The organism is Micromonospora musae (genome assembly GCF_003626635.1).
GTDB lineage: Bacteria > Actinomycetota > Actinomycetes > Mycobacteriales > Micromonosporaceae > Micromonospora > Micromonospora musae.
Genome location: NZ_RAZT01000003.1, coordinates 156074 through 181256, shown reverse-complemented (window position 1 = coordinate 181256; position 25183 = coordinate 156074). Strand labels below are relative to the sequence as shown.

The window sequence follows — 25183 nt, the reverse complement described above, 5'->3', positions numbered from 1 at the left end:
CCTAGCCGAAGTCAGGGGTGGGCTCCGGGCTCCGGCCGGATGTGGCCGGTGGCGGCACGGCAATACCGTACGGGTCATGGCGGACTGGTTCGCGCAGGTCGGAGAGTTGCCCACCGTGCTTCTGGTGGGCGTCCTCGGAGTGGTCATGCTCTTCGACGCCGTGCCGCTGCTCGGGGTGCTCGTCCCGGGCGACGTGGCCATTCTCGCCGCGGTGGGGGTGGGTCGGCCCACCACCGGGCTGGCCACCTTCGCCGCCGTGGTCGGTGGCTGCCTGGCCGGCTGGTCGCTGAGCTTCTACGCCGGCCGGCACTACGGTGACCGGTTGCGGAGCAGCCGGGTCGGCGGCTGGATCGGTGAGTCGCGGTGGGCGGCGGCCGAACGGGTGCTGCGCCGGGGCGGCGGCCGGATGGTCCTGATCGCACCGTTCCTGCCCGTGCTCAACGCGTTGCTGCCGCTCGCCGCCGGCGGGCTGCGGATGTCGTACCGGCGGTTCATCGGCTGCGCGGCGCTCGGCGCCGCCAGCTGGGCCGGCCTCTACCTGGTGCTCGGCACCGCCTCCCGCTCCCTGGCCGGACTGCTGCCCGGCGAGTCCAGCCCGATGCTGGTGACCATGGGGGTCGGGCTGGCGCTCGCCGGGGTGGTGCTGCTCGGCACGCGGCGCCGGCTGCGGGCGCTCACCGGCGCCGACGGGGCCGCCTGAGCACGCTCACCAGCCGCGGGCACGCCACTGGGGCAGGGCCGGCCGCTCCGCGCCGAGCGTGCTGTCCTTGCCGTGGCCCGGATAGAACCAGGTCTCGTCCGGCAACCGGTCGAAGAGCTTCCGCTCGACGTCGTCGATCAACGCGGCGAACCGCTCCGGGTCCTTGTCGGTGTTACCCACCCCACCCGGGAAGAGGCTGTCGCCGGTGAAGAGGTGCGGGACGCCGGCCGGGTCGCGGTAGAGCAGCGCGACGGAGCCGGGCGTGTGCCCGCGCAGGTGGATGACCTCCAGCGCGCAGTCACCGAGCCGAACAATGTCCCCGTCGGTCAGCGTCTCCGCCTCGATCGGCAGGCCGGCCGCGTCGTCGGCGTGCACCAGGGCCCGGGCGCCGGTCTTGGCCGCCACCTCCTCCAGCGCCACCCAGTGGTCCATGTGCTGGTGGGTGGTGACCACGGCGGTGAGACCCCGGTCGCCGATCAGCTCCAGCAGCCGGGGGGCCTCGTTCGCCGCGTCGATCAACAGCTGCTCGCCGGTCGAGCGGCAGGTCAGCAGGTAGGCGTTGTTGTCCATGGGGCCGACCGACAACTTGCTGACGGTGAGCCGGTCGAGTTCGCGTACCGCCGGCGCGCCGCCGGGGGTCACCTCTCCGCTGTAGGTCATCTGGTCTCTACATCCATTCCGGTGGGTTCGGCAGGGGGCCTTCGGGGGTGACGGTGAGGAGGTCCCCTCTGCCCCGGCCGATCAACCACGCGGCGAGGTCGGGGGCGGGGCCGGCGACGACCGGGGCGCCGTCGCGCTCGCCGACCACCAGCTCGTGCCGGGTCCCGTCGAAGCGCAGCACCATCGCCGGCGCGTCCGGTCGGGCGGCCAGGTCGGTGACGACCTCGTGCAGCAGCCGGTGCGCGAAGCCGGCGGGCCAGTCCGCGGCACGATGCCCCGCGGCCAGGTCCAGGTGGTGGACCTCCACCTCGCGCAGCCGGCACCAGATCAGCTCGGCGGCGACCCTCGGCCCGCCCGGAGTGGTGACGGTGGCGGTCCACGCCTCGGCCGGCATCGCGGCGACCGCCTCGCCGAACCGGTCCGCCGAGCGGCGCAGGTCCTCCAGGTGGGCGTCGGCCGGCCGGGCCGCGCCGGCCTCGATGTCCGCGGCCCGGCCGGCGGGCGAGGCGTACATCGGGCGGGGCTCGCCGGTGCGGGCGGCGGTGAGCAGGTTCACGAAGCCGTCGGCGTTGCGGGCCAGGTGCGCCAGGACGTGGCCGCGGCTCCAGCCCGGCAGCAGTGACGCGGCGGCCAGGCCGGCCTCGTCGAAGACGGCGGCGGTGCCCAGCAGCCGCGCGGTCGAGGCCTGCACCTCGCCGGTCAGCAGCAGCGGGTCCGTGGTCACGTTCCGACCCTAGCGGTAGCGCGGCACGGCGTCGCCGGGGAAATGGCTTTCGGCGCGTCGCCGCGCCACCTACCGTCGGCGACGACGCGGCACCGGATCGATCGGGAGGAGGTGAGGGCCGATGCCGATCCTCGCCACGCGTGATCCACCATCACCTTCGACACCGATGAGGATGCCATGAGAATCGAACTGACCGCCCTCGGCTGGGACGCCGGGTGGGCGGCGAGCGCCCGTCGACGCAGCGGTCACCAGCCGGGCCGGGTCGCCCGCGTCGACCGGGGCGTGTGCACCGTGCTCTGCCCGGACGGACCGGTCCGGGCCAGCGTGGGCGGCACCCTGCTGGCGGCCGCCGCCCGCGACCTGACCAACCTGCCCTGCGCCGGTGACTGGGTGCTGGTCGGCACCTGGCCGGACGGGCGCCGCACCGTCGAGACCGTACTGCCCCGGCGGACCGCGCTGGTGCGTCGCACCGCGGGCAAGGACGCCAGCGGGCAGGTCCTCGCCGCCAACCTCGACGCCGCGGCGGTGGTCGAGCCGGTGCACCCCGAGCCGGACACCGGCCGCATCGAGCGGCTGCTCTCCCTGGTCCACGAGTCCGGCGCCCGGCCGCTCGTGGTGCTCACCAAGGTCGACCTGGCCGCCGACCCGGACGCCATCGCCCGCCAGTTGGCCGCGATCGCGCCGGGCGTGCCGGTGCTGGCGGTCAGCGCCGAGCACGGCACGGGCCTCGACCCGCTACGGGCGCAGGTCGCCCCCGGGCGCACGCTGGGCCTGCTCGGTCCGTCCGGGGCGGGCAAGTCGAGCCTGGTCAACGCGCTCGCCGGGGCGGCGGTGATGCCCACGCAGGCGATCCGTCGGGTCGACGGCAAGGGCCGGCACACCACCACGTGGCGCTCGCTGGTGCCGGTGCCGGGCGGGGGTGCGGTGATCGACACCCCGGGCGTACGGGCGGTCGGCCTGCTGGACGGCTCGACGGGCCTGGATCAGGCCTTCGCGGACATCGCCGAGCTCGCGCTCGACTGCCGGTACGCCGACTGCGCGCACGACGGCGAGCCGGCCTGCGCGGTGCGGGACGCGCTGGAGAACGGCGAGTTGACGGCCCGGCGCTGGGAGAGCTGGCGTCGGCTGCAGCGGGAGGTGGCCTTCGAGACGCGGCGGCGGGAGACGCGGCTCGCCGCCGAACGGCGCGGCGGCTGGCGGGGCGCGCGTCGGCGGCCGAGCCGACCGAGCCGGCCGCCCGCACCTGGCGGTTTCTGAACCCCGGCCGGTTGATCTCCCGGTCGTCCGGCCGGTCAGGGGAGTGATCCGCGGTCGCCCGGCCGGGGCGGGGGGTGGTCCGCGGGGTCGGTCGCCGGGCCGCCCGGCTGGGCGTCCGCGCGGGTGACTGCCGGGGTGCCCTCGGGTGGGCGGCGGACCGGGTTGAGCTGGGGGAATGTGCGGGCGCGGAGAATTGTCGTACCTCGGGGCTAGAGTTGCCGAGGCGTATTTCTGCGCCCACACAACCGCTCAGAATCGCCTCCGAGCGGACAGATCCGCCTCATCTTCTTCACCCGGGAGTACACGGACCGTGGCCGACCGACTGATCATCCGTGGCGCGCGCGAGCACAACCTGCGTGACGTCAGTCTCGACCTGCCCCGGGACGCCCTCATCGTCTTCACCGGGCTCTCCGGGTCGGGCAAGTCGAGCCTGGCGTTCGACACGATCTTCGCCGAGGGACAGCGCCGCTACGTCGAGTCGCTCTCGTCGTATGCCCGGCAGTTCCTCGGGCAGATGGACAAGCCCGACGTCGACTTCATCGAGGGGCTGAGCCCCGCCGTCTCGATCGACCAGAAATCGACCTCGCGCAACCCGCGCTCGACGGTCGGCACGATCACGGAGGTCTACGACTACCTTCGGCTCCTCTTCGCCCGCGTCGGTGAGCCGCACTGCCCGGTCTGCGGCGAGCGCATCTCGAAGCAGAGCCCGCAGCAGATCGTCGACCGGGTGCTGGCCATGGCCGAGGGCACCCGGTTCATGGTGCTCGCCCCGGTGGTGCGAGGCCGCAAGGGCGAGTACGTCGACCTCTTCACCGAGCTCCAGGCCAAGGGTTACGCCCGGGCCCGGGTCGACGGTGTGGTGCACCCGCTCACCGAGCCGCCGAAGCTCAAGAAGCAGGAGAAGCACACCATCGAGGTGGTGATCGACCGGCTCACCGTGAAGGCGAGCGCCAAGCAGCGGCTGACCGACTCGGTCGAGGCGGCGCTCGGCCTCTCCGGCGGGCTGGTGCTGCTCGACTTCGTCGACCTGGCCGAGGACGATCCCGACCGGGAGCGGCGTTACTCCGAGCACCTCGCCTGCCCCAACGACCACCCGCTCGCCATCGAGGATCTGGAGCCCCGGGTCTTCTCCTTCAACGCGCCCTACGGCGCCTGCCCGGAGTGCACGGGTCTCGGCACCAAGAAGGAGGTCGACCCGGAGCTGGTCGTCCCCGACCCGGAGCGGACGCTTCGGGAGGGCGCGATCCAGCCCTGGTCGACCGGGCACAACCTGGAATACTTCCTGCGCCTGCTGGAGGCGCTCGGCCAGGCCGAGCACTTCGACGTGGACACGCCGTGGCGGAAGCTGCCGTCGCGGGCGCAGAAGACGATCCTGCACGGCTCCGACGACCAGGTGCACGTCCGCTACCGCAACAAGTACGGCCGCGAGCGCTCCTACTACACCGGCTTCGAGGGCGTGGTGCAGTGGATCGAGCGGCGGCACAACGACACCGAGTCGGAGTGGTCGCGGGACAAGTACGAGGGCTACATGCGGGACGTGCCCTGCGCGGCCTGCGGCGGCACCCGGCTCAAGCCCGAGGTGCTCGCGGTCACCATCGCCGGCAAGAGCATCGCCGAGGTCTGCAACCTCTCGGTGGGGGAGTGCGCCGAGCTGCTCGCCGGCATCGAGCTCACCGACCGGCAGAAGATGATCGCCGAGCGGGTGCTCAAGGAGATCAACGCCCGGCTGCGGTTCCTGCTCGACGTCGGCCTGGACTACCTCTCCCTGGACCGGCCGGCCGGCACCCTCTCCGGTGGCGAGGCGCAGCGCATCCGGCTGGCCACGCAGATCGGGTCGGGCCTGGTCGGCGTCCTCTACGTGCTCGACGAGCCGTCGATCGGGCTGCACCAGCGCGACAACCACCGGCTGATCGAGACCCTGGTCCGGCTGCGTGGGCTGGGCAACACGCTGATCGTGGTCGAGCACGACGAGGACACCATCCGCACCGCCGACTGGATCGTCGACATCGGGCCGGGCGCCGGTGAGCACGGCGGTCGGATCGTGCACAGCGGCTCCGTCCCCGCACTGCTGGAGAACCCGGAGTCGGTGACCGGGGCGTACCTGTCGGGTCGCAGGTCGATCCCGACGCCGCAGCTGCGCCGGCCGCAGACCGCCGGCCGGGAGTTGGTGGTGCACGGCGCGCGGGAGCACAACCTGCGCAACCTCACGGTGAGCTTCCCGCTCGGCCAGCTCATCGCGGTCACCGGGGTCAGCGGCTCCGGCAAGTCGACCCTGGTCAACGACATCCTGTACGCCGTACTGGCCAACCAGATCAACGGCGCCCGGCTGGTGCCGGGCCGGCACACCCGGGTCACCGGGCTGGAGCACGTCGACAAGGTGGTCGGCGTCGACCAGTCACCGATCGGCCGTACGCCTCGGTCGAACCCGGCGACCTACACCGGCGTCTGGGACCACGTCCGCAAGCTCTTCGCCGAGACGACCGAGGCGAAGGTGCGCGGCTACGGGCCGGGCCGGTTCTCGTTCAACGTCAAGGGCGGGCGCTGCGAGGCGTGCTCCGGTGACGGCACCATCAAGATCGAGATGAACTTCCTGCCCGACGTGTACGTCCCCTGCGAGGTCTGCAAGGGCGCCCGCTACAACCGGGAGACCCTGGAGGTGCACTACAAGGGCAAGACCGTCGCCGAGGTGCTGGACATGCCGATCGAGGAGGCGGCCGAGTTCTTCTCCGCCATCCCGGCCATCCACCGGCACCTCAAGACCCTGGTCGACGTCGGTCTGGGCTACGTGCGTCTCGGTCAGCCCGCGCCGACCCTCTCCGGTGGTGAGGCGCAGCGCGTCAAGCTCGCCTCCGAGCTGCAGAAGCGTTCGACCGGCCGGACGGTCTACGTGCTCGACGAGCCGACCACCGGCCTGCACTTCGAGGACATCCGCAAGCTGCTGATGGTGCTCGAGGGGCTGGTCGACAAGGGCAACACGGTGATCACGATCGAGCACAACCTCGACGTGATCAAGACGGCGGACTGGCTGATCGACATGGGCCCGGAGGGCGGCCACCGGGGCGGGACGGTGCTGGCCACCGGCACGCCGGAGGAGGTCGCCGAGGTGCCCGAGAGCCACACCGGGCAGTTCCTGCGCCAGGTGCTGAAGCTCGACGGCGAGGCGAAGGGCGCCGCGGCGGCGACCTCGCGGGCGGCCAAGGCCAACGGGTCGAAGGCCCGCAGCGGCCGGAAGGTGCCCGCCGGGGCCCGCTGACGAGCCGCCTACTCGACAGCCGGGCGTGTCCCGCCCGGCTGTCGACGTTTCTCGCGCGCCGGCCGGCGCGCCCGCGACGGCTCCGAGCCGGTCCCCCGGGTGGGGGCGGATGATCAGCCGGCGGGCGGTTCCGGCACGCTGAGAGTGAACCGTCGGGCACAGTTGGACGTGTGAAAAAGGTGTGGCCGCGGGGGTCGGGACGAGCCGCAGCAGCCGAGAGAAGGGCAAGGCATGAGTGACCATCAGGAGTTGACCGGTCCGGGCACGCAGACGCGGCGGGCGCTGCTCGCCGGCGCCGGCGCGGTCGGGGCGGCCGTGGTCCTGACGGCCTGTGGCGGGAACGACGCGGGCGACGGCGCGAGCGGGCAGCAGCCCACCAGCGGCGGGCCGGCCGTGCCGAGCACCGGGGACGCGGGCGGCGGCGACCGGCAGGGCTCGCAGTCGCTGGCCACCACCGCCGACGTGCCGGTCGGCGGCGGCAAGGTGCTCGCCGCCCAGGGCGTGGTCATCACCCAGCCCGCCGCCGGGCAGTTCAAGGGCTTCGACCCGATCTGCACCCACCAGGGCTGCCCGGTGTCGAACGTCGACGGCGGCACGATCAACTGCACCTGCCACGGCAGCAAGTTCTCGATCGAGGACGGCTCGGTCAAGGCCGGCCCGGCCACCAGGCCGCTGCCCGCCAAGCCGGTGAAGGTCGTCGGCGACCAGATCTCGTTCGCCTGATCCGAGTTGTCGAGGGCCGGGAGGTCGGGGAGTCGCGGCGACGCTGATTTCCGGCCTCCCGGGCCATCGTGGGATTCGCGGCCGCCCGCGCCGCGCCGAGGCCCTGTCGGTACCCCGGACTAGGCTTGCAGCCGTGGCTGACCCCTCGACCTACCGCCCCGCACCTGGCACCATCCCGGAGTCGCCGGGGGTCTACCGGTTCCGCGACGGAACCGGCCGGGTGATCTACGTCGGCAAGGCGAAGAACCTCCGCAGCCGCCTCAACTCCTACTTCGGTGATCTCTGGAACCTGCACGAGCGCACGCGCCAGATGGTGACCACCGCCGAGTCGGTGGACTGGATCACGGTCGGCACCGAGGTGGAGGCGCTCCAGCAGGAGTTCACCTGGATCAAGCAGTACGACCCGAGGTTCAACGTCCGGTACCGGGACGACAAGTCGTACCCCTACCTCGCCGTCACCCTCGACGAGGAGTATCCGCGGCTGCAGGTGATGCGGGGCGCCAAGCGCAAGGGGGTGCGCTACTTCGGGCCGTACTCGCACGCCTGGGCGATCCGCGAGACGCTCGACCTGCTGCTGCGGGTGTTCCCGGCGCGTACCTGCTCCGCCGGGGTGTTCAAGCGCGCCGGTCAGGTCGGCCGCCCCTGCCTGCTCGGCTACATCGGCAAGTGCTCGGCGCCCTGCGTGGGCGAGGTCTCCGCCGAGCAGCACCGGGAGATCGTCGACGGCTTCTGCGACTTCATGGCCGGTCGCACGGACACCATGGTGCGCCGGATCGAACGCGAGATGGTCGAGGCCAGCGAGCAGTTGGAGTTCGAGCGGGCCGCCCGGCTGCGGGACGACGTCGCCGCGCTGCGCCGGGCGATGGAGAAGCAGACGGTCGTGCTCGGCGACGGTACGGACGCCGACGTGGTGGCCTTCGCCGACGACCCGCTCGAGGCGGCCGTGCAGGTCTTCCACGTCCGTGACGGTCGGGTCCGGGGCCAGCGGGGCTGGGTGGTCGAGAAGACCGAGGAGCTGACCACCGGCGACCTGGTGCACCACTTCTGCACCCAGGTCTACGGCGGCGAGCACGGCGAGGCCGACGTGCCCCGGGAACTGCTCGTTCCCGAACTCCCCGGTGACGCCGAGGCACTGGCCGACTGGCTCTCCGACCACCGTGGCAGCCGGGTCTCGCTGCGGGTGCCGCAGCGCGGCGACAAGCGCGTCCTCATGGAGACGGTCGAGCGCAACGCCAAGGACGCCCTGGCCCGGCACAAGCTGCGTCGCGCCGGTGACCTGACCACCCGGAGCAAGGCGCTCGACGAGATCAGCGAGGCGCTCGACATGCGCACGTCGCCGCTGCGCATCGAGTGTTTCGACATCTCGCAGATCCAGGGCACCGACGTGGTGGCGAGCATGGTCGTCTTCGAGGACGGGCTGCCGCGCAAGAGCGAGTACCGCCGCTTCATCATCCGCGGCGCCACCGACGACCTCTCCGCGATGTCCGAGGTGCTGCGCCGCCGCTTCGCCCGCTACCTGGATTCCCGCGCGGAGACCGGCGAGGCGGGCGTCGAGTCGGCCGACGACCTGGCCGCCCCGGACGGGCCGGCGGCCGACGGCGAGCCGCGGGTCGGCGCGCTGGTCGACCCGACGACCGGGCGGCCCCGCCGGTTCGCCTACCCGCCGCAGCTCGTGGTGGTCGACGGCGGCGCGCCGCAGGTCGCCGCCGCCGCGCAGGCCCTCGCCGAGCTGGGCATCGACGACGTCGCGCTCTGCGGGTTGGCCAAGCGCCTGGAGGAGGTGTGGCTGCCCGACGACGAGTTCCCGGTCGTCCTGCCGCGCAGCTCCGAGGGGCTCTACCTGCTGCAACGGGTGCGTGACGAGGCGCACCGGTTCGCCATCACCTTCCACCGGCAGCGCCGCTCCAAGCGGATGACCCAGTCGGCGCTGGACTCGGTGCCCGGGCTGGGGGAGGTGCGGCGCAAGGCGCTGCTGCGGCACTTCGGGTCGCTGAAGCGGCTCTCGGCGGCCACCGTCGAGGAGATCACCGAGGTGCCGGGGGTGGGCCGGCGTACCGCCGAGGCGATCCTCGCCGCGCTCGGCGGCGCGACCGAGAAGGCGCCGACGACCGAGTGAACTCGCCGGTCAGGTAGGCAGCCGCCGCCGAGATCCTGGTAGGAGACGGCACGGTGACGGCTGAGCCGAGCCCGCTGGTCAGGCCGGGGCGTCGGCGAGCACGGTCAGGATCTGCTCGCCGTACTTCGCGAGCTTGTTCTCACCGACCCCGCTGACCGTGGAGAGCTCGGCGAGTGAGGTGGGCGCGTCGGTCGCGATCTGCCGCAGCGTGGCGTCGTGGAAGATGACGTACGCCGGGACACCCTGCTCCTTGGCGGCGGCCGCCCGCCAGGCGCGGAGCCGCTCGAAGACCGGCGCGGCGGCCGGCGGCAGATCGGCGGTGGCGGTGGCGGTGCCACGGGACCGGCCGGCGCGGCCCGACGTCGGGCGCTCCGGCTCGCGGCGTAGCAGCACCGACCGCCGACGGCCCAGCACCTCGGCGCTCGTCTCGGTGAGCACGAGCGTGCCGTAGTCGCCCTCGACCGCGAGCAGGCCCTCGGCGAGCAGGTGCCGCACCACCCCGCGCCACTCGGCCTCCCGCAGCTCGCCGCCGATGCCGAAGACGGTCAGCGAGTCGTGCCCGAACTGGGCCACCTTCTCGGAGCGACGCCCGAGCAGGATGTCGATGCAGTGCCCGGCCCCGAACCGCTGGTTGCGTTCCCGGTCGAGGCGGAACACGGTGGAGAGCAGCTTCTGCGCGGCGATCGTGCCGTCCCACGACTCCGGCGGCTCCAGGCAGGTGTCGCAGTTGCCGCAGCCGGGTGTGCCCGGCTCGCCGAAGTACTCCAGCAGCTGCGAGCGGCGGCAGCGGACGGTCTCGCAGAGCGCCAGCATCGCGTCCAGGTGCCGGGCGAGGCCACGCCGGTGCGCCAGGTCGCCCTCCGAGGTCTCGATCAGCTTCCGCTGCTGGACGACGTCCTGCAGCCCGTACGCCAGCCAGGCGGTCGACGGGAGACCGTCCCGCCCGGCGCGCCCGGTCTCCTGGTAGTAGCCCTCGACCGACTTCGGCAGGTCGAGGTGGGCGACGAACCGGACGTCCGGCTTGTCGATGCCCATGCCGAAGGCGATGGTGGCGACCATCACCAGCCCCTCCTCGCGGAGGAAGCGCTGCTGGTTCCTGGCGCGGACGGACGCGTCCAGACCGGCGTGGTAGGGCAGTGCCGCGATCCCGTTGGCGGTCAGGAACTCGGCCGTCTTCTCCACCGAGGCGCGGGAGAGGCAGTAGACGATGCCGGCGTCGCCCGGGTGCTCGTCGCGCAGCAGACCCAGCAGCTGCTTGCGGGGTTCCCGCTTCGGCACGATCCGGTACTGGATGTTGGGCCGGTCGAAGCTCGCCACGAAGTGCCGGGCCCCGGTCAGGTCGAGGCGGGTGGCGATCTCGGTGCGGGTGGCGCTGGTCGCGGTGGCGGTCAGGGCGATCCGCGGCACCTCCGGCCACCGCTCGTGCAGCATCGACAGAGCGAGGTAGTCGGGTCGGAAGTCGTGCCCCCACTGGGAGACGCAGTGCGCCTCGTCGATCGCGAAGAGCGCGATCTTGCCGCGGTCGAGCAGCTGGACGGTCGCGCGGGAGCCGAGCGCCTCCGGCGCCAGGTAGAGCAGGTCCAGGTCGCCGGCGAGGAAGGCCGCCTCGACCCGGCGGCGGGCGTCGAGGTCGAGCGTCGAGTTGAGGAAACCGGCCCGCACGCCGAGCGCGGTCAGCGCGTCGACCTGGTCCTGCATCAGCGCGATCAGCGGGGAGACGACCACCCCGACGCCGGGGCGCACCAGGGCGGGGATCTGGTAGCAGAGCGACTTGCCGCCCCCGGTGGGCATGAGCACCAGCGCGTCACCGCCGGCCACCACGTGGTCGATGACGTCCTGCTGGAAGCCGCGGAAGGTGTCGTAGCCGAACACCCGGCGCAGCACCTGGAGCGCCTCAGAGGTGCGCAGGTCGGTGGGGGAGGCCATCCGCGAAGTGTACGAGCCCACCCCGACGCCACCCCTCCGCCGCGCGCCCCATCCCGCCCCCACCCCGCCCCACCCCGCCCCCACGGCCGCCCCACCCTCGGTGATCAAGAGGTCTGCGTCAGGATCCGGCCCCGGGTTGACGCAAACCTCTTGATCACCGGGGGGAGAGCGGGGCCGGGGTGGGGGGGGAGGGGGGGTGGGCGCGCGCGGGGGCGGTGAGGGGGTGGTGCGGAATCGGCGGGATAGAGTCGCTGTTTGACCGTTTGCGGCCAGCGGTGGCCGCGGCGTCGTGGCTTGGGGGTAGTGGGTGAGCGAGGCGCGTACGGCCGGGGGGCGGCCCGACACCTCGGCGGAGACGGCCGGCGGGCAGCCGGCGGAGTCGGAGACCACGCTGGTGGTGGTCACCGGGCTCTCCGGCGGCGGGCGTAGCACGGTGGCGCGGGCGTTGGAGAACGTCGGCTACTACGTGGTCGACAATCTTCCACAGGCGCTCATGCTCGACATGGCCGAGCTCGCGTTCAAGGCGGGCGGGGCGGCCCGACGGACGGCCATGGTGCTGGACGTGCGCTCACGTGCGTTCTCCACCGACCTGGCGGGCGCCATCCGGGAGCTGGGCGAGCGGGGCTTCGCCCCCCGGGTGGTCTTCGTCGACGCCGACGACGAGGTGCTGATCCGCCGGTTCGAGAGCGTCCGCCGCTCGCACCCGCTGCAGGGCGACGGGCGGCTGGCCGACGGCATCGCCGTCGAGCGGGGCCTGCTGGCCGAGGCGCGCGAACAGGCCGACGTGATCATCGACACCAGCCACCTCAACGTCAACCAGCTGCGCCGGCGCATCGAGGAGCTCTTCGGCGGCGAGGACGCCCGGCGGCTGCGGGTCACCGTGCTCTCCTTCGGCTTCAAGTACGGCCTGCCGCCGGATGCCGACTTCGTGCTGGACGCCCGGTTCCTGCCCAACCCGTACTGGGTGCCCGAACTGCGCGAGCACACCGGGCGGGAGGAGGCGGTCAGCGCGTACGTGCTGGGCCAGGAGGGGGCGGACGCGTTCGTCTCCACGTACGCCGACCTGGTCAACGCCACCACCGCCGGGTTCGAACGGGAGGGGAAGCGGTACCTGACCGTTGCGGTCGGCTGCACGGGCGGCAAGCACCGCAGCGTGGCGATCGCCGAGGAGCTGGCCGACCGGCTGCGGCACTCCGGGCTCGCCGCCAACGCCCAGCACCGGGACCTGGGGCGGGAATGACGACGAGGGTGGTGGCGTTCGGCGGCGGCCACGGCCTCTCCGCCTCGCTGCGGGCGCTGCGCCGGTGCGCCCCCGAGCTGGACCTGGAGATCACGGCCGTGGTGACGGTCGGTGACGACGGGGGCTCCAGCGGTCGGCTGCGCGCCGAGCGGGGCGGCCTGCCGCCGGGGGACCTGAGGCAGGCCCTGGTCGCGCTGGCCGGCGATCATCCGGCGACCCGGCGCAGCGCGGGGCTCTTCCAGCACCGTTTCACCGAGGTGCCCGGCGTGGGCCCGGGGGACGGGCTGGCCGGGCACGCCGTCGGCAACCTGGTGCTGGTCGGGCTGATGGAGCTGCTCGGCGACCCGGTGGCGGCGCTGGAGCACGCCGGCGCGATGCTCGGCTCGGTGGGCCGGGTGCTGCCGATGTCCTGCCAACCGGTGGGCATCGAGGCGCGGGTGCGCGGCGCCGACCCGGACCGGCCCGACGACGTACGGACGCTCACCGGCCAGCACCAGGTGGCGGTCGCGACCGGGCGGGTGGAGGCGCTGCGGCTGACGCCCGGCGAGCCGGAGGCCTGCCCCGAGGCGGTCGAGGCGATCGGCGCGGCCGACTGGCTGATCTTCGGCCCGGGCAGCTGGTACACGAGTGTGCTGCCGCACCTGCTGGTGCCGCGGCTGGCCGACGCGATCGTGTCCAGCCCCGCCCGCCGGCTGGTCACCCTCAACCTGGCCGCGGAGAAGGAGACGCTCGGACTCTCCGTGGCCGATCACCTGGCCGCGCTGCGCTGGTACCTGCCGGAGCTGAAAGTGGATCACGTGCTGGCCGACGCCAAGGCGGTCGGTGACCCCGAACCTGTCGAACGTGCGGCAGAATCGCTGGGTGCCCGGCTGGTCCTCGCCCCCGTCGCCGTCACCGACGGCACTCCTCGCCATGATCCAGCGGCCCTGGGCGCCGCACTGGTGCCTGTCCTGGGCGCCGATCGTTAGACACGTACGTAATCTCCGGCGACACGCCGGAACCGGTCCGTGAGGGGACGCACAATGGCGATGACGGCTGCGGTCAAGGACGAGCTGAGTCGGGTCGACGTGCCCAAACCCTGCTGTCGGCGGGCGGAGATGGCGGCCCTGCTGCGCTTCGCCGGCGGGCTGCACATCGTCTCCGGTCGCGTGGTGGTCGAGGCAGAGCTGGACACCGGCGCGGTGGCGCGTCGGCTGCGGCGGGAGATCGCCGAGGTCTACGGCTACCCGAGCGAGATCCATGTGCTCGCCTCCGGCGGCCTGCGCAAGGGCAGCCACTTCATCGTGCGGGTGGTGAAGGACGGCGAGGCGCTGGCCCGGCAGACCGGCCTGCTCGACGTACGGGGCCGTCCGGTGCGCGGCCTGCCGCCGCACGTGGTCGCCGCGAACGTCTGCTGCGCCGTCTCCGCCTGGCGGGGGGCGTTCATGGCGCACGGTTCGTTGACCGAGCCGGGGCGCTCCAGCGCCCTGGAGATCACCTGCCCCGGTCCGGAGTCGGCGCTCGCCCTGGTCGGCGCCGCCCGCCGGATCGGCATCACCGCCAAGAACCGCGAGGTGCGTGGGGTGGACCGGGTGGTGGTCAAGGACGGCGACGCGATCGCCGCGCTGCTCACCCGGATCGGCGCGCACTCCAGCGTGCTCGCCTGGGAGGAGCGCCGGGTCCGCCGCGAGGTACGGGCGACCGCCAACCGGCTGGCGAACTTCGACGACGCGAACCTGCGCCGCTCGGCCCGGGCGGCGGTGGCCGCCGCGGCCCGGGTGACCCGGGCGTTGGAGATCCTCGCCGACGACGCCCCGAACCACCTCACCTCGGCCGGTCAGCTGCGACTGGAGCACCGCCAGGCCTCGCTGGAGGAGCTCGGCGCGCTCGCCGACCCGCCGCTGACGAAGGACGCCATCGCCGGGCGGATCCGCCGGCTGTTGGCGCTGGCCGACAAGCGGGCCCGCGACCTGGGCATCCCGGATACCGAAGCGGCCGTCACGCCCGACATGCTCGTGGTCTGATAGGACGGTGGCGGTCAGCGGAGGCGAGCGGGCCGGCAGGACGGCCCTGCCATCCGCCGTGCCGCGCGACGGGTGCGAAACGCGAGTCGGTCGCCACCCGGCGCAGTGCCCTGTCACGCGCTCGGATAGGGTCGCAGCGTACGGCAAGGGGGCCGGCACCGGTGCTCCGCGCCGCGCGTACCGCCTCGGGCGGTCGGGTCCTCACGGATCGCGGCGGGGTGGCCGAGTTCAACTGTCAACGGCCGGCTCCAACGGTCGGCGCACATCATTCCGCCGGCGCCACGGTCTGCGACCGGCGGACCAGAACGCGAGGAGATGGGACCTGTGACCATCCGGGTTGGCATCAACGGCTTCGGTCGGATCGGCCGCAACTTCTTCCGGGCAGTGCTGGCGTCCGGCGCTGACATCGAGGTCGTGGCGGTGAACGACCTGACCGACAACGCGACGCTCGCCCACCTTGTCAAGTACGACAGCATCCTGGGCCGCCTCGGCCAGGAGGTCAAGGCGACCGCCGACGAGATCACCGTGGGCAGCAAGACCATCAAGGCGTACGCCGAGAAGGACCCGGCGAAGCTGCCGTGGGGCGAGGTCGGCGCCGACGTGGTCATCGAGTCCACCGGTTTCTTCACCGACGCCAGCAAGGCGAAGGCGCACGTCGACGGTGGGGCCAAGAAGGTCATCATCTCCGCGCCGGCGAAGAACGAGGACGTCACGGTCGTCATGGGCGTGAACCACGACCAGTACGACCCGGCCAAGCACACCATCATCTCGAACGCCTCCTGCACCACCAACTGCCTCGCCCCGATGGCGAAGGTGCTGCACGACACGTTCGGCATCCAGCAGGGTCTGATGACCACCATCCACGCGTACACGCAGGACCAGAACCTGCAGGACGCGCCGCACAAGGACCTGCGTCGGGCCCGGGCCGCCGCGCTGAACATCGTGCCGACCTCGACCGGCGCGGCGAAGGCGATCGGCCTGGTGCTGCCGGACCTGAAGGGCAAGCTGGACGGCTACGCGCTGCGGGTGCCGATCCCGACCGGTTCGGTCACCGACCTCACCGTCACGGTCGGCCGGGAGACCACCGTCGACGAGGTCAACGCCGCGCTGAAGGCCGCCGCGGACGGCCCGCTGAAGGGCATCCTCATCTACAACGAGGACGCGATCGTCTCCACCGACATCGTCACCGACCCGGCGTCCTGCATCTTCGACGCGCCGCTCACCAAGGTGATCGGCAACCAGGTCAAGGTCGTCGGCTGGTACGACAACGAGTGGGGCTACTCGAACCGTCTGGTGGACCTGGTCAAGCTGGTCGGTAGCTCGCTGTGAGCATCCGAACCCTCGACGACCTGCTCGCCGAGGGGGTCTCGGGTCGGCGCGTCCTGGTGCGCGCCGACCTGAACGTCCCGCTCGACAAGCAGACCGGTGCCATCACGGACGACGGCCGGATCCGCGCCGTCCTGCCGACCCTGAGCGCGCTCACCGGGGCCGGCGCGAAGGTGACCGTCTGCTCGCACCTGGGCCGGCCGAAGGGCGCGCCGGACCCGCAGTTCAGCCTGCGGGCGGTCGCCGACCGGCTCGGTGAGCTGCTCGGCGCTCCGGTGCACTTCGCCACCGACACCGTCGGCGACTCGGCCCGCTCCACCGTCGAGGCGCTCGGCGACGGTGCGGTCGCCCTGCTGGAGAACCTGCGCTTCAACGTCGGCGAGACCAGCAAGGACGAGGCCGAGCGGAAGTCCTTCGCCGACCAGCTCGCCGGCTTCGGCGAGGCGTACGTCGACGACGCGTTCGGCGCGGTGCACCGCAAGCACGCGAGCGTCTACGACGTGCCGGCCCGGCTGCCGCACTACGCCGGTCGGCTGGTGCTGCGCGAGGTGGAGGTCCTCTCCGCGCTCACCGGCGAGCCGGAGCGGCCGTACGTGGTGGTGCTCGGCGGCTCCAAGGTCTCCGACAAGCTGGCGGTGATCGAGGCCCTGCTGCCGAAGGTCGACCGGCTGCTCATCGGCGGCGGCATGTGCTTCACCTTCCTCAAGGCTCAGGGCCACGAGGTGGGCACCTCGCTGCTGGAGAAGGACATGGTCGAGACCTGCCGCAACCTCATGGAGCGCGCGCCGGGCAAGATCATGCTCCCGGTCGACGTGGTGGCCGCCGACGCGTTCGCGCCGGACGCCGCGCACGACACCGTCCGCGCCGACGGCATCCCGAGCCACCGGTTGGGTCTGGACATCGGCCCGGAGACCGTGGCCGGGTTCGCGGCCGCGGTCAAGGGCGCGAAGACGATCTTCTGGAACGGCCCGATGGGTGTGTTCGAGATGGCGCCGTTCGCGCACGGCACCCGGGGTGTGGCCGAGGCCATCGCCGGTTCCGGGGCGTTCACCGTCGTCGGCGGTGGCGACTCGGCCGCGGCGGTGCGGGCACTCGGGCTGGACGAGTCCTCGTTCGGGCACATCTCCACCGGTGGCGGGGCGTCCCTGGAGTACCTGGAGGGCAAGACCCTCCCTGGCATCGCTGCGCTGGAGAACTGATGGCGGGCCCCACCCGCCGGCCGCTGATGGCCGGCAACTGGAAGATGAACCTCAACCACCTCGAGGCCAACCTGCTCGTGCAGAAGCTGGCGGCGAGCCTCACCGAGAAGCAGCTCACCGACGTCGAGGTGGTGGTCCTGCCGCCGTACACCGATCTGCGTACCGTGCAGACCGCGGTGGAGGGCGACAAGCTGCTCATCGGCTACGGCGCGCAGGATCTGTCGCCGCACGCCTCCGGCGCGTACACCGGTGACATCTCCGGACCGTTGCTGGCGAAGCTCGGCTGCACGTACGTGGTGGTCGGGCACTCCGAGCGGCGGATCCACCATCACGAGAGCGACGCCATCTGCAACGCCAAGGTGAAGGCGGCGCTGACCCACGGGCTGACCCCGATCCTCTGCGTGGGGGAGGGGCTGGACGTTCGCGAGGCGGGTCGGCACGTTTCGCACTGTGCCGTTCAGCTCGAGGGCGCCCTGAGCGGCCTGACCGCCGAGCAGGTCGTCAAGATCGTCGTGGCGTACGAGCCGGTCTGGGCGATCGGCACCGGCAAGACCGCGACTCCGGAGGACGCCCAGGAGGTCTGCGGGTCGGTCCGCGAGCGCCTGGTCGAGCTCTACGACCAGGACACCGCCGCGCAGGTCCGGATCCTCTACGGTGGCTCGGTCAAGGCGTCGAACGTCGCCGCGACCATGGCCCAGCCGGACGTGGACGGCGGGTTGGTGGGCGGGGCGAGCCTGGACGCCGAGGAATTCGCACAGATCTGCCGGTTCCCGGAGCACATCGCTCGCTGATCGCTCGCTATCCTTGACTCCGCCCGTCCGCCGGTCGGTGCCACCGTGCCCGACCTGTCCGGGCGAGGATCGCTACGAGAGGACTGACCCCAGCCATGCTGCCGACCTGGTTCGCATACACGTTGATCGTGTTGCTGATCATCACGAGCGTCCTGCTCACCATGCTGATTCTGCTGCACCGAGGTAAGGGTGGTGGGCTGTCCAGCATGTTCGGCGGGGGTGTCAGCTCCAGCCTCGCCGGTTCCTCGGTGGCGGAGAAGAACCTCGACCGCTACACCGTTCTGGTGGGCATCGTCTGGTTCGCCTGCATCGTCGGGCTCGGTCTCTGGCTCCGCCTGCAGATGAGCAGCGGAGCCTGATCGGCCGGCTCGAGTCGTACAATCTGCGCGCGGTCCGTCACTCGACGGGCCGCGCGCGAACTTTTTGCTGCACCGCGTCGCCCGCCGTCCCCCCTCGCGGCGGTTCCCCTCCGACGACAGGAGCGAGCAGCCGTGCAACATGGCAACGTGATCCGGGGTGCCCGGGTCGGATCCGCCCCCGAACGCCCACCCGAGCGCTACGCGCCGGCTCCGCGCCGCGCGGTCGTCTACTGGTGCCGCAACGGGCACTGGATGGAGATCCTGATCGCCGCAGAAGCCGACGCGCCGCCCCAGTGGGACTGCCGGCGGTGCGGGCAGCCGGCCGGCCGGGACGCGGAGAACCCACCCGGGCGCCAGCGTGCCGAGCCCTTCAAGACGCATCTGGCGTACGTGAAGGAGCGGCGCACCGACGAGGAGGGCGCCGCGATCCTCGCCGAGGCTCTCGCCGCCCTGCACCGCCGCCGTGGCCGGTGACCGCCGCGCCCCGCTCTCCCGCACAAGAACACGGAAAGAGTGGTCATTCCTTCGGGAATGACCACTCTTTCCGTGAACGAGGCGGTGCGGGAGGCCGGCGGGTCAGCGCAGGCTGCGGAGGCGGGCCGGGACGTCGGCCGCGGCGGGCCGGTCCAGCAGCCAGAGGGTACGGCTGACGCCTCGCACGCCGGCCGCGGGCAGCTGCACCGGCCCGGCGCCGGCCAGGGCCATGCCGACCGACCGCGCCTTGTCGGCGCCGCTGGCGACCAGCCAGACCTCCTCGGCCGTGTTGATCGTCGGCAGGGTGAGCGTGGTGCGCACCGGCGGCGGCTTCGGGCTGCCCCGCACCGCGCTGACCGGCCGGCTCTCGTAGTGCACCGGGTGCTCCGGGAAGACCGACGCGACGTGCCCGTCCTCACCGACGCCGAGCATCAGCACGTCGAAGTGGGGCAGCTCGGCGGTGCCGGGCCGGGCGGCCGCGGCCAGCTCGGCGGCGTACCGGGCGGCGGCCTCCTCCGGGTCGGGCCCGGCCGGGCCGTCCGACGCCGGCATCGGGTGCACCCGGGCCGGGTCCAGCGGCACCGCGTCGAGCAGCGCCGCCCGGGCCTGGGTCTCGTTACGCTCCGGATCACCGGCGGGCAGGAACCGTTCGTCGCCCCACCAGACGTCGACCCGCGACCAGTCGACCGCGTCCCGCGCCGGCAGAGTCGCCACGGCCCGGTAGACGGCCGCGGCGATCCGGCCGCCGGTCAGCACGACGGCTGCCTGGCCCCGTTCGGCCTGCGCGTCGAGCAGCTTCACCACGAAGCGTGCCGCCACCGCCTGCGCCAGCAACTCGGCGTCCGCGTGGACGGCGACACTCGCCTCACTCATCTTGTGCCTTTTTCATGTCGAGCCGACCGTCCGGCGGTCGGTACGTCGTTGCCCGGGTGGGTGCGGTCACGTCAGCTCTGGCTGGTGCCGGTGTGCGCGGTGACCCCCGCCTCAGCCCGCTGGGCGGTGGCCGGATCCTTCCAGACGTGGACCCGGGTGGCGGGACGCTGCTCCAGCCCGGTGACGCCGGCGATGGTGCCGAGCGCCTCCGCGTAGACCTGGTCGGCGTCGAGCCGGCGCAGCTCCTCGGCCAGCTCGTCGCCGAGCGGCCGGCGGACCAGCGGCAGCTGGCGGTCGTCCTGACCGGTCCGCCGGAAGACGGCGAGGTCGTCCTCCCGGGTCAGCGCGAACTGGTCGCCGTTGGCGCAGCGCAGCTGCACCTCCCGCAACCGGGGGAACTCGTCGGTGGGCTCCAGGCGCGGGCTGATGCCGAGCCGGCTGCCCAGCCAGCCGCACATCAGCGCCGCGGTCGGGTCCTGCCGCGGCGCCACCAGGGTGGCCTCGGTGACTTGCGCCTCGGTGGTGTCGAAGACACCCGCGACGAGGGTGCGCCACGGGGTGATCCGGGTCCAGGCCAGGTCGGTGTCGCCGGGGGCGTAGTCGAGGGCCCGCTTGCGCAGCGCCGCAATCGGATCCATGGCCTGCGCGGTGTCGGTGATCCGCCGGTCGGCCACCACGCCGAGGAAGTCGGTGGCGATCTCCTCCGGCGGCTCGCCGTGCCACCAGGTCACCACGGGCACGTCCGGCACGAGCAGCGGCATGACCACCGACTCGGCGTGCAGCGCCAGCCGGCCGTACATCCGCATGACCACGGCCTCGCAGGGGCCGAGCCGGCCGCCCACGACGATCTCCGCGTCGAGCCGGCTGCGGTCCCGCTCGATCTCGGAGCGGACCACCACCAGCAGCCGGCAGGGGTGGGCGGCGGCGGCGATGGTGGCCGCCGCCTCTGCCTCGCGTACCCGCTTCTCGTCCACCACCACGATGAGCGTGAGCGCCATCCCGCTGGCCACGCCGCCCGCGCTGCGCCGTTCGGCGGCGAGCGCCTTGACCACCTCGTTGCCGGTGGTGTCCCACAGGCCGATCACTGAAGCCTCCCGCTCCGCCGGCTCGCGCCGTCGCGCCGCGACGGCGCGAGCGCCCCGCGGCTGTGCCGAATGGTCCGTCCGCTCACGCCCGTCACGCCCGCCGCCAGCTGCGGCCCTCCCGGGCCACCATCTCGTCCGCGGCCCGGGGGCCCCACTCGCCGGCACGGTACGGCTCCGGCTTGACGCCCGTCCAGGCCCGCTCCAGCGGGTCGACGACCTGCCAGCTCTGCTCGACCTCGGCGGCGTCCGGGAAGAGCGTACGGTCGCCGATGAGGACGTCCAGCACCAGCCGCTCGTACGCCTCGGGGCTCGACTCGGTGAACGCCTCGCCGTACTGGAAGTCCATCGCGATGTCGCGGACCTCCATGGCGGTGCCCGGCACCTTCGAGCCGAACTTCAGCACCACGCCCTCGTCGGGCTGCACCCGGATGACGAGCTGGTTGTTGCCGAGCGACTCGACGTCGGTCGGATTGAACGGCAGGTGCGGCGCGTTCTTGAACATGATGGCCACCTCGGTGACCCGTCGGGGCAGGCGCTTGCCGGCCCGGATGTAGAACGGCACCTCCGCCCAGCGCCGGTTCTGGATGCCCAGCCGGACCGCCACGTACGTCTCGGTGGTGGAGTCCTGGGGGACGCCCTCCTCCTCGAGGTAGCCGACGGCCCGCTCACCGGCCACCCAGCCGGGCAGGTACTGGCCGCGGACGGTGCCCTGGGTGACGTCCTTCGGCAGGGTGATCGCCTTGAGCACCTTCAGCTTCTCGGTGCGGATCTCGTCCGGGTGGAAGCTCGTCGGCTCCTCCATCGCCACCAGGGCGAGCAGCTGGAGGAGGTGGTTCTGGAAGACGTCGCGGGCCGCGCCCGCCGAGTCGTAGAAGCCGGCGCGGCTGCCGATCCCGACGTCCTCGGCCATGGTGATCTGTACCGAGTCGACGTACTTGGAGTTCCAGAGCGGCTCGAAGAGGTTGTTCGCGAACCGCAGGGCCAGGATGTTCTGGACCGTCTCCTTGCCCAGGTAGTGGTCGATCCGGAAGACGTCCTTGCTGGTGAAGACGTTGTCCACCAGGTCGTTGAGCGCCTTCGCCGACGGCAGGTCGTGCCCGAACGGCTTCTCCACCACGACCCGGCGCCAGCCGCCGGACTTGGCATTGTCCGCCATGCCGGTGCGGGCGAGCTGCTTGAGCACCACCGGGAAGGCCGCCGGGGGGATGCTGAAGTAGAACGCCGCGTTGCCGGGGATGCCGTGCGTCTCCCGCAGCTCGTCGAGCGTGCCCGCCAGCTGGTCGAAGGCCTCGTCGTCGTCGAACGACCCACCCACGAACTTGATGTTGCCGGCGAGCCGCGCCCAGACCTCTTCCCGCCAGGGCGTGCGGGCGTGCTTGCGGGCCGCCTCGCAGGCCAGCGTCTCGAAGTCGCCGTCACCCCAGTCTCGGCGCGCGAAGCCGAGCACCACGAAACCCGGGGGCAGCAGCCCACGGTTGGCGAGGTCGTAGACCGCCGGCAGCAGCTTCTTCCGGGCCAGGTCGCCAGTGACCCCGAAGATCACCAGTGCGCACGGCTCGGGAATCCGCGGCAGCCGGCGGTCCTGCGGATCGCGCAGCGGGTTCCCGGCGCTCCGCTCCGACTCTTCCACGTCGCCCATCCTCACGCCCGCAATCCCCGGGCCGCATCGAGCAGCTGGGCCACGCCCGCGGACCGGTCGGTCAGGTGCAGGCGGAGCACCGGGCGGTTCCGCCCGGCGAGCGCCTGCCGGTCACCGGCGGCCTGGGCGGCCTGCAGCTCGCCGAAGGTGTACGGCTTGCCCGGTACCGGCAGGTCCTCGCTCACCGCGCCGGTCAGCTGAAGGTAGCTGCCGACCTGCGGGCCGCCCTTGTGGTACTGGCCGGTGGAGTGCAGGAAGCGCGGGCCCCAGCCGAAGGTGACCGGTCGCCCGGAGGCCTCGGCCAGCAGCGGGCGCAGCCGGGCCGTGTCGGCGTCGGCGAACCGGTCGAGGTACGCCATCGCCGCGAGGTACCCGTCGTCGCCCAGCCCGTCGAGGAGCCAGCGCAGCACGCCGGCCAGGTCGCCCGGGGCGCCGGCCGGGGCGTACACCTCGATCGCGCCCTCGGTGAACGACGGCGTCTCCGCCGGCAGCCCCTCGGCCAGGATCTTGTTGGTGTTCTCCTTGGACTCGGTGACGTTCGGCTGGTTGAACGGGTCGATGCCGAGCACGGCGCCGGCCACCGCGGTGGCGTACTCCCAGGCCAGGAACTGTGCGCCGAGTGGGCCGTTGACCGCGACGTCCGGGTCGCCCCCGCCGCCGGGCACCTCGCCCGCGGCGAGCGCGCCGCCGTAGCTCACCGAGAGCACGTCCGCGCCCTTGGCGCCGGCGCTCTGCGGGGACTCCACCACCACCGGCAGGATGCCGACCCCGGACTTGCCGGTGGACTCGGCGATCAGCTGCTCGGCCCAGTCGCCGAGTCCGTCGATGCCGGTGCCGTCGGAGACCAGGGCGACCTTGTCCCGGCCGTCCGTGGCGGCCGCGCCGAGCGCCGCGCCCAGCGCCAGGGCGGGATTGTCCTTGTCGCCGGTGAGGGTGGCGGCCAGCGCGTCGGCCTGGTCGAGCAGTTCGGAGACCTCCACGCCGGCCAGCGCCGACGGGACCAGCCCGAACGCGGTGAGCGCCGAGTAGCGGCCACCGACGTTCGGGTCGGCCAGCACGGTGAAGGCGCCCATTCCGGCGGCGGTCTCCTCGAGCGGGGAGCCCGGGTCGGTGACGATGACGAAGTGCCGTCCGGCCTCCGCCTCGGTCATCCCGGCGTCCAGGAACGCCTGCAGGTACGCCCGGCGGTGGCTGTCGGTCTCCACGGTCGAGCCGGACTTGCTCGCGACCACCACGACGGTGCGCTCGAGCCGGTCACCGAGAGCAGCGCGTACCTGGCCCGGGTCGGTGGTGTCCAGCACGGTCAACGGCCGGCCGAGCGTACGGGTGATCACCTCGGGGGCCAGCGACGAACCGCCCATGCCGGCGAGCACCACGTGGTCGAGGTCGGCCAGCTCCGCCTTCAGCTCGGCGAGCTGGGGCAGCAGTTCCCGGCTGCGCCGGTGGGTGTCCACCCAGCCGAGGCGGACCTTCGCCTCGGCCTCGGCGTCCGGCCCCCAGAGGGTCGGGTCCTTCGCGGCCAGCTTGGCGGGGACGCCACCGCTGACCAGCGCGTCGCGGGTGGAGGCCGGGGCGGCCTTGTCGACCGCCTCCGCCCCGTGCACGGTCAGTCCCGCGGCCGACTCGGCCGGGGTGGAGAGCAAGTCGCTCACGCGTTGCCCCCCGCCTTCGCCGCCGCCTTGGCGTTGCCCTGCGCCACCCGGCCCGGAGCGCCCACGCCCTGCGCCGCCGACTCCAGCGACTTGCGTACGCCGTCGAGCAGCTCCAGCCAGCTCGCCTCGAACTTCTCCACGCCCTCGCGCTCCAGCACGTCGATCACCTCGGCCATGTTGACGCCGGCCGCCTCGAGATCGGAGAAGACCTTGCGAGCGGCTTCGTACTCGCCGGTGATGGTGTCGGCCTGGGTCTCGCCGTGGTCGGCGTACGCCTTGATCACCGACTCCGGCATGGTGTTGACCGTGCCGGGGGCGATCAGCTGCTCGACGTAGATGACGTCCCGGTAGTCCGGGTTCTTGGTCGAGGTGGAGGCCCACAGCGGCCGCTGCGGGTGCGCCCCGGCGTCGGCCAGCGCCTGCCACCGGTCGGAGGAGAAGACCTCGCCGTAGCGCTCGTACGCCAGCTGGGCGTTGGCGATGGCGGCCTTGCCGCGCAGCGCCTTCGCGCTCTCCGAGCCGGTCTTCTCAAGTCGCTTGTCCACCTCGCTGTCGACCCGGGAGACGAAGAACGAGGCCACCGACCCGATCTTGGACAGGTCGTGCCCGTTCGCCTTCGCCTGCTCGAGGCCGGCGAGGAAGGCCTCCATGACCTGCGAGTAGCGGTCCAGCCCGAAGATCAGCGTGACGTTCACGCTGATCCCCTCGGCGAGCGTCGCGGTGATCGCCGGCAGGCCGGCCTCGGTCGCCGGGATCTTGATGAAGAGGTTCGGGCGGTCGACCAGCCACCAGAGGGCCTTCGCCTCGGCGACCGTCTTCTCGCTGTCGTGCGCCAGCCGCGGGTCGACCTCGATGGAGACCCGGCCGTCGACGCCACCGCTCTTCTCGTACGACGGGCGCATCACGTCGCAGGCCCACCGTACGTCGTACGTGGTGAGCATGCGGACGGCCTCCTCGACCTCCACACCCCGGGTGGCGAGGTCCCGCAGCTGCCAGTTGTACTCGTCGGCGTCGCTCAGCGCCTTCGCGAAGATCGTCGGGTTCGTGGTGACCCCGGCCACGTGCTTCTCCCGGCGCAGCTGGTCCAGCCCGCCGGAGGTCAGCCGGGTCCGGGAGAGGTCGTCGAGCCAGATGGCCACGCCGGCGGCGCTCAGCTCGCTCAGTCTGTCCGTCATTTCGTCCA

Annotated in this window: 21 protein-coding genes; 13 read left to right on the top strand and 8 right to left on the bottom strand. The window is 72.6% G+C overall.

The features are described 5' to 3' along the window. Window positions 1–76: 76 nt before the first annotated feature. Window positions 77–700, top strand: a complete 624-nt coding sequence (locus D7044_RS06670; protein WP_120677905.1) for a DedA family protein — start codon at window positions 77–79, stop codon at window positions 698–700. Window positions 701–706: 6 nt separating this feature from the next. Here the strand turns inward: D7044_RS06670 and D7044_RS06665 are convergent, their stop codons facing one another. Both D7044_RS06665 and D7044_RS06660 read right to left on the bottom strand, forming a co-directional pair. Then, window positions 707–1360: an MBL fold metallo-hydrolase gene (locus D7044_RS06665; protein ID WP_120677903.1), complete on the bottom strand. Its 654-nt coding sequence runs from the start codon at window positions 1358–1360 to the stop codon at window positions 707–709. Between the two features lie 7 nt (window positions 1361–1367). After that, entirely contained in the window at window positions 1368–2084 is a 717-nt protein-coding gene (locus D7044_RS06660) for a maleylpyruvate isomerase family mycothiol-dependent enzyme (protein ID WP_120677901.1), read from the bottom strand. A 177-nt stretch (window positions 2085–2261) separates the two neighbouring features. Between D7044_RS06660 and rsgA the strand changes: the two genes are divergently transcribed. The 4 genes from rsgA (at window position 2262) to uvrC (ending at window position 9433) form a co-directional block, all read left to right on the top strand. Next, window positions 2262–3341, top strand: coding sequence for a ribosome small subunit-dependent GTPase A (rsgA, locus tag D7044_RS06655; protein ID WP_120677899.1), 1080 nt, complete (start codon window positions 2262–2264; stop codon window positions 3339–3341). Between the two features lie 310 nt (window positions 3342–3651). Continuing rightward, window positions 3652–6594, top strand: coding sequence for an excinuclease ABC subunit UvrA (gene uvrA / locus D7044_RS06650; protein ID WP_120688302.1), 2943 nt, complete (start codon window positions 3652–3654; stop codon window positions 6592–6594). A gap of 231 nt (window positions 6595–6825) precedes the next feature. Further along, window positions 6826–7317 (top strand): Rieske (2Fe-2S) protein, encoded by a 492-nt coding sequence (locus D7044_RS06645; protein WP_120688301.1) that lies wholly within the window; start codon window positions 6826–6828, stop codon window positions 7315–7317. A 133-nt stretch (window positions 7318–7450) separates the two neighbouring features. Continuing rightward, window positions 7451–9433, top strand: a complete 1983-nt coding sequence (gene uvrC / locus D7044_RS06640) for an excinuclease ABC subunit UvrC (RefSeq protein ID WP_120677893.1) — start codon at window positions 7451–7453, stop codon at window positions 9431–9433. 78 nt (window positions 9434–9511) lie between these two features. Here the strand turns inward: uvrC and recQ are convergent, their stop codons facing one another. Continuing rightward, on the bottom strand, window positions 9512–11359 hold the full coding sequence (gene recQ / locus D7044_RS06635) for a DNA helicase RecQ (RefSeq protein WP_120688300.1): 1848 nt from the start codon (window positions 11357–11359) through the stop codon (window positions 9512–9514). A 391-nt stretch (window positions 11360–11750) separates the two neighbouring features. Between recQ and rapZ the strand changes: the two genes are divergently transcribed. The 8 genes from rapZ (at window position 11751) to D7044_RS06595 (ending at window position 18751) form a co-directional block, all read left to right on the top strand. Continuing rightward, complete coding sequence (gene rapZ / locus D7044_RS06630) at window positions 11751–12599, top strand: RNase adapter RapZ (RefSeq protein WP_120683444.1); 849 nt, start codon at window positions 11751–11753, stop codon at window positions 12597–12599. Then, the gene (locus tag D7044_RS06625) at window positions 12596–13567 is read left to right on the top strand and encodes a gluconeogenesis factor YvcK family protein (protein ID WP_120683197.1); all 972 of its coding nucleotides are present in this window, start codon (window positions 12596–12598) and stop codon (window positions 13565–13567) included. The genes rapZ and D7044_RS06625 overlap by 4 nt, the downstream gene beginning before the upstream one ends. Window positions 13568–13621: 54 nt before the next feature. After that, window positions 13622–14602, top strand: coding sequence for a DNA-binding protein WhiA (gene whiA, locus D7044_RS06620; protein WP_067304387.1), 981 nt, complete (start codon window positions 13622–13624; stop codon window positions 14600–14602). A gap of 324 nt (window positions 14603–14926) precedes the next feature. After that, window positions 14927–15931 carry a type I glyceraldehyde-3-phosphate dehydrogenase gene (gene gap, locus D7044_RS06615; protein WP_120683199.1) on the top strand — a complete coding sequence of 335 codons (1005 nt, stop codon included), beginning with the start codon at window positions 14927–14929 and terminating at the stop codon, window positions 15929–15931. Next, window positions 15928–17127, top strand: a complete 1200-nt coding sequence (locus D7044_RS06610) for a phosphoglycerate kinase (RefSeq protein WP_120683201.1) — start codon at window positions 15928–15930, stop codon at window positions 17125–17127. The genes gap and D7044_RS06610 overlap by 4 nt, the downstream gene beginning before the upstream one ends. After that, window positions 17127–17918 (top strand): triose-phosphate isomerase, encoded by a 792-nt coding sequence (gene tpiA, locus D7044_RS06605; protein ID WP_120683203.1) that lies wholly within the window; start codon window positions 17127–17129, stop codon window positions 17916–17918. The genes D7044_RS06610 and tpiA overlap by 1 nt, the downstream gene beginning before the upstream one ends. Before the next feature lie 98 nt (window positions 17919–18016). Next, on the top strand, window positions 18017–18277 hold the full coding sequence (gene secG / locus D7044_RS06600) for a preprotein translocase subunit SecG (RefSeq protein WP_120683446.1): 261 nt from the start codon (window positions 18017–18019) through the stop codon (window positions 18275–18277). A 132-nt stretch (window positions 18278–18409) separates the two neighbouring features. Next, window positions 18410–18751 (top strand): RNA polymerase-binding protein RbpA, encoded by a 342-nt coding sequence (locus D7044_RS06595; protein WP_120683205.1) that lies wholly within the window; start codon window positions 18410–18412, stop codon window positions 18749–18751. Window positions 18752–18853: 102 nt separating this feature from the next. Here D7044_RS06595 and pgl read toward each other — a convergent pair whose 3' ends face one another. The 5 genes from pgl to tal all read right to left on the bottom strand — a co-directional run bounded on the left by pgl (window position 18854) and on the right by tal (window position 25175). Then, complete coding sequence (gene pgl, locus D7044_RS06590; protein ID WP_120683207.1) at window positions 18854–19624, bottom strand: 6-phosphogluconolactonase; 771 nt, start codon at window positions 19622–19624, stop codon at window positions 18854–18856. A 71-nt stretch (window positions 19625–19695) separates the two neighbouring features. Beyond that, window positions 19696–20709, bottom strand: a complete 1014-nt coding sequence (locus tag D7044_RS06585) for a glucose-6-phosphate dehydrogenase assembly protein OpcA (RefSeq protein WP_120683209.1) — start codon at window positions 20707–20709, stop codon at window positions 19696–19698. Window positions 20710–20800: 91 nt separating this feature from the next. Next, on the bottom strand, window positions 20801–22348 hold the full coding sequence (gene zwf / locus D7044_RS06580; protein ID WP_120683211.1) for a glucose-6-phosphate dehydrogenase: 1548 nt from the start codon (window positions 22346–22348) through the stop codon (window positions 20801–20803). Between the two features lie 2 nt (window positions 22349–22350). After that, window positions 22351–24000, bottom strand: coding sequence for a glucose-6-phosphate isomerase (locus D7044_RS06575; protein WP_120683213.1), 1650 nt, complete (start codon window positions 23998–24000; stop codon window positions 22351–22353). Next, the gene (gene tal / locus D7044_RS06570; protein WP_120688299.1) at window positions 23997–25175 is read right to left on the bottom strand and encodes a transaldolase; all 1179 of its coding nucleotides are present in this window, start codon (window positions 25173–25175) and stop codon (window positions 23997–23999) included. The genes D7044_RS06575 and tal overlap by 4 nt, the downstream gene beginning before the upstream one ends. Window positions 25176–25183 lie beyond the last annotated feature (8 nt).

Coding starts and splice junctions, on each gene's coding strand:
- D7044_RS06670 (WP_120677905.1), top strand. CDS start 77: ATGGCGGACTGGTTCGCGCAGGTCGGAGAGTTGCCCACCGTGCTTCTG.
- D7044_RS06665 (WP_120677903.1), bottom strand. CDS start 1,360: ATGACCTACAGCGGAGAGGTGACCCCCGGCGGCGCGCCGGCGGTACGC.
- rsgA (WP_120677899.1), top strand. CDS start 2,262: ATGAGAATCGAACTGACCGCCCTCGGCTGGGACGCCGGGTGGGCGGCG.
- D7044_RS06645 (WP_120688301.1), top strand. CDS start 6,826: ATGAGTGACCATCAGGAGTTGACCGGTCCGGGCACGCAGACGCGGCGG.
- recQ (WP_120688300.1), bottom strand. CDS start 11,359: ATGGCCTCCCCCACCGACCTGCGCACCTCTGAGGCGCTCCAGGTGCTG.
- D7044_RS06625 (WP_120683197.1), top strand. CDS start 12,596: ATGACGACGAGGGTGGTGGCGTTCGGCGGCGGCCACGGCCTCTCCGCC.
- whiA (WP_067304387.1), top strand. CDS start 13,622: ATGGCGATGACGGCTGCGGTCAAGGACGAGCTGAGTCGGGTCGACGTG.
- tpiA (WP_120683203.1), top strand. CDS start 17,127: ATGGCGGGCCCCACCCGCCGGCCGCTGATGGCCGGCAACTGGAAGATG.
- pgl (WP_120683207.1), bottom strand. CDS start 19,624: ATGAGTGAGGCGAGTGTCGCCGTCCACGCGGACGCCGAGTTGCTGGCG.
- zwf (WP_120683211.1), bottom strand. CDS start 22,348: ATGGGCGACGTGGAAGAGTCGGAGCGGAGCGCCGGGAACCCGCTGCGC.
- tal (WP_120688299.1), bottom strand. CDS start 25,175: ATGACGGACAGACTGAGCGAGCTGAGCGCCGCCGGCGTGGCCATCTGG.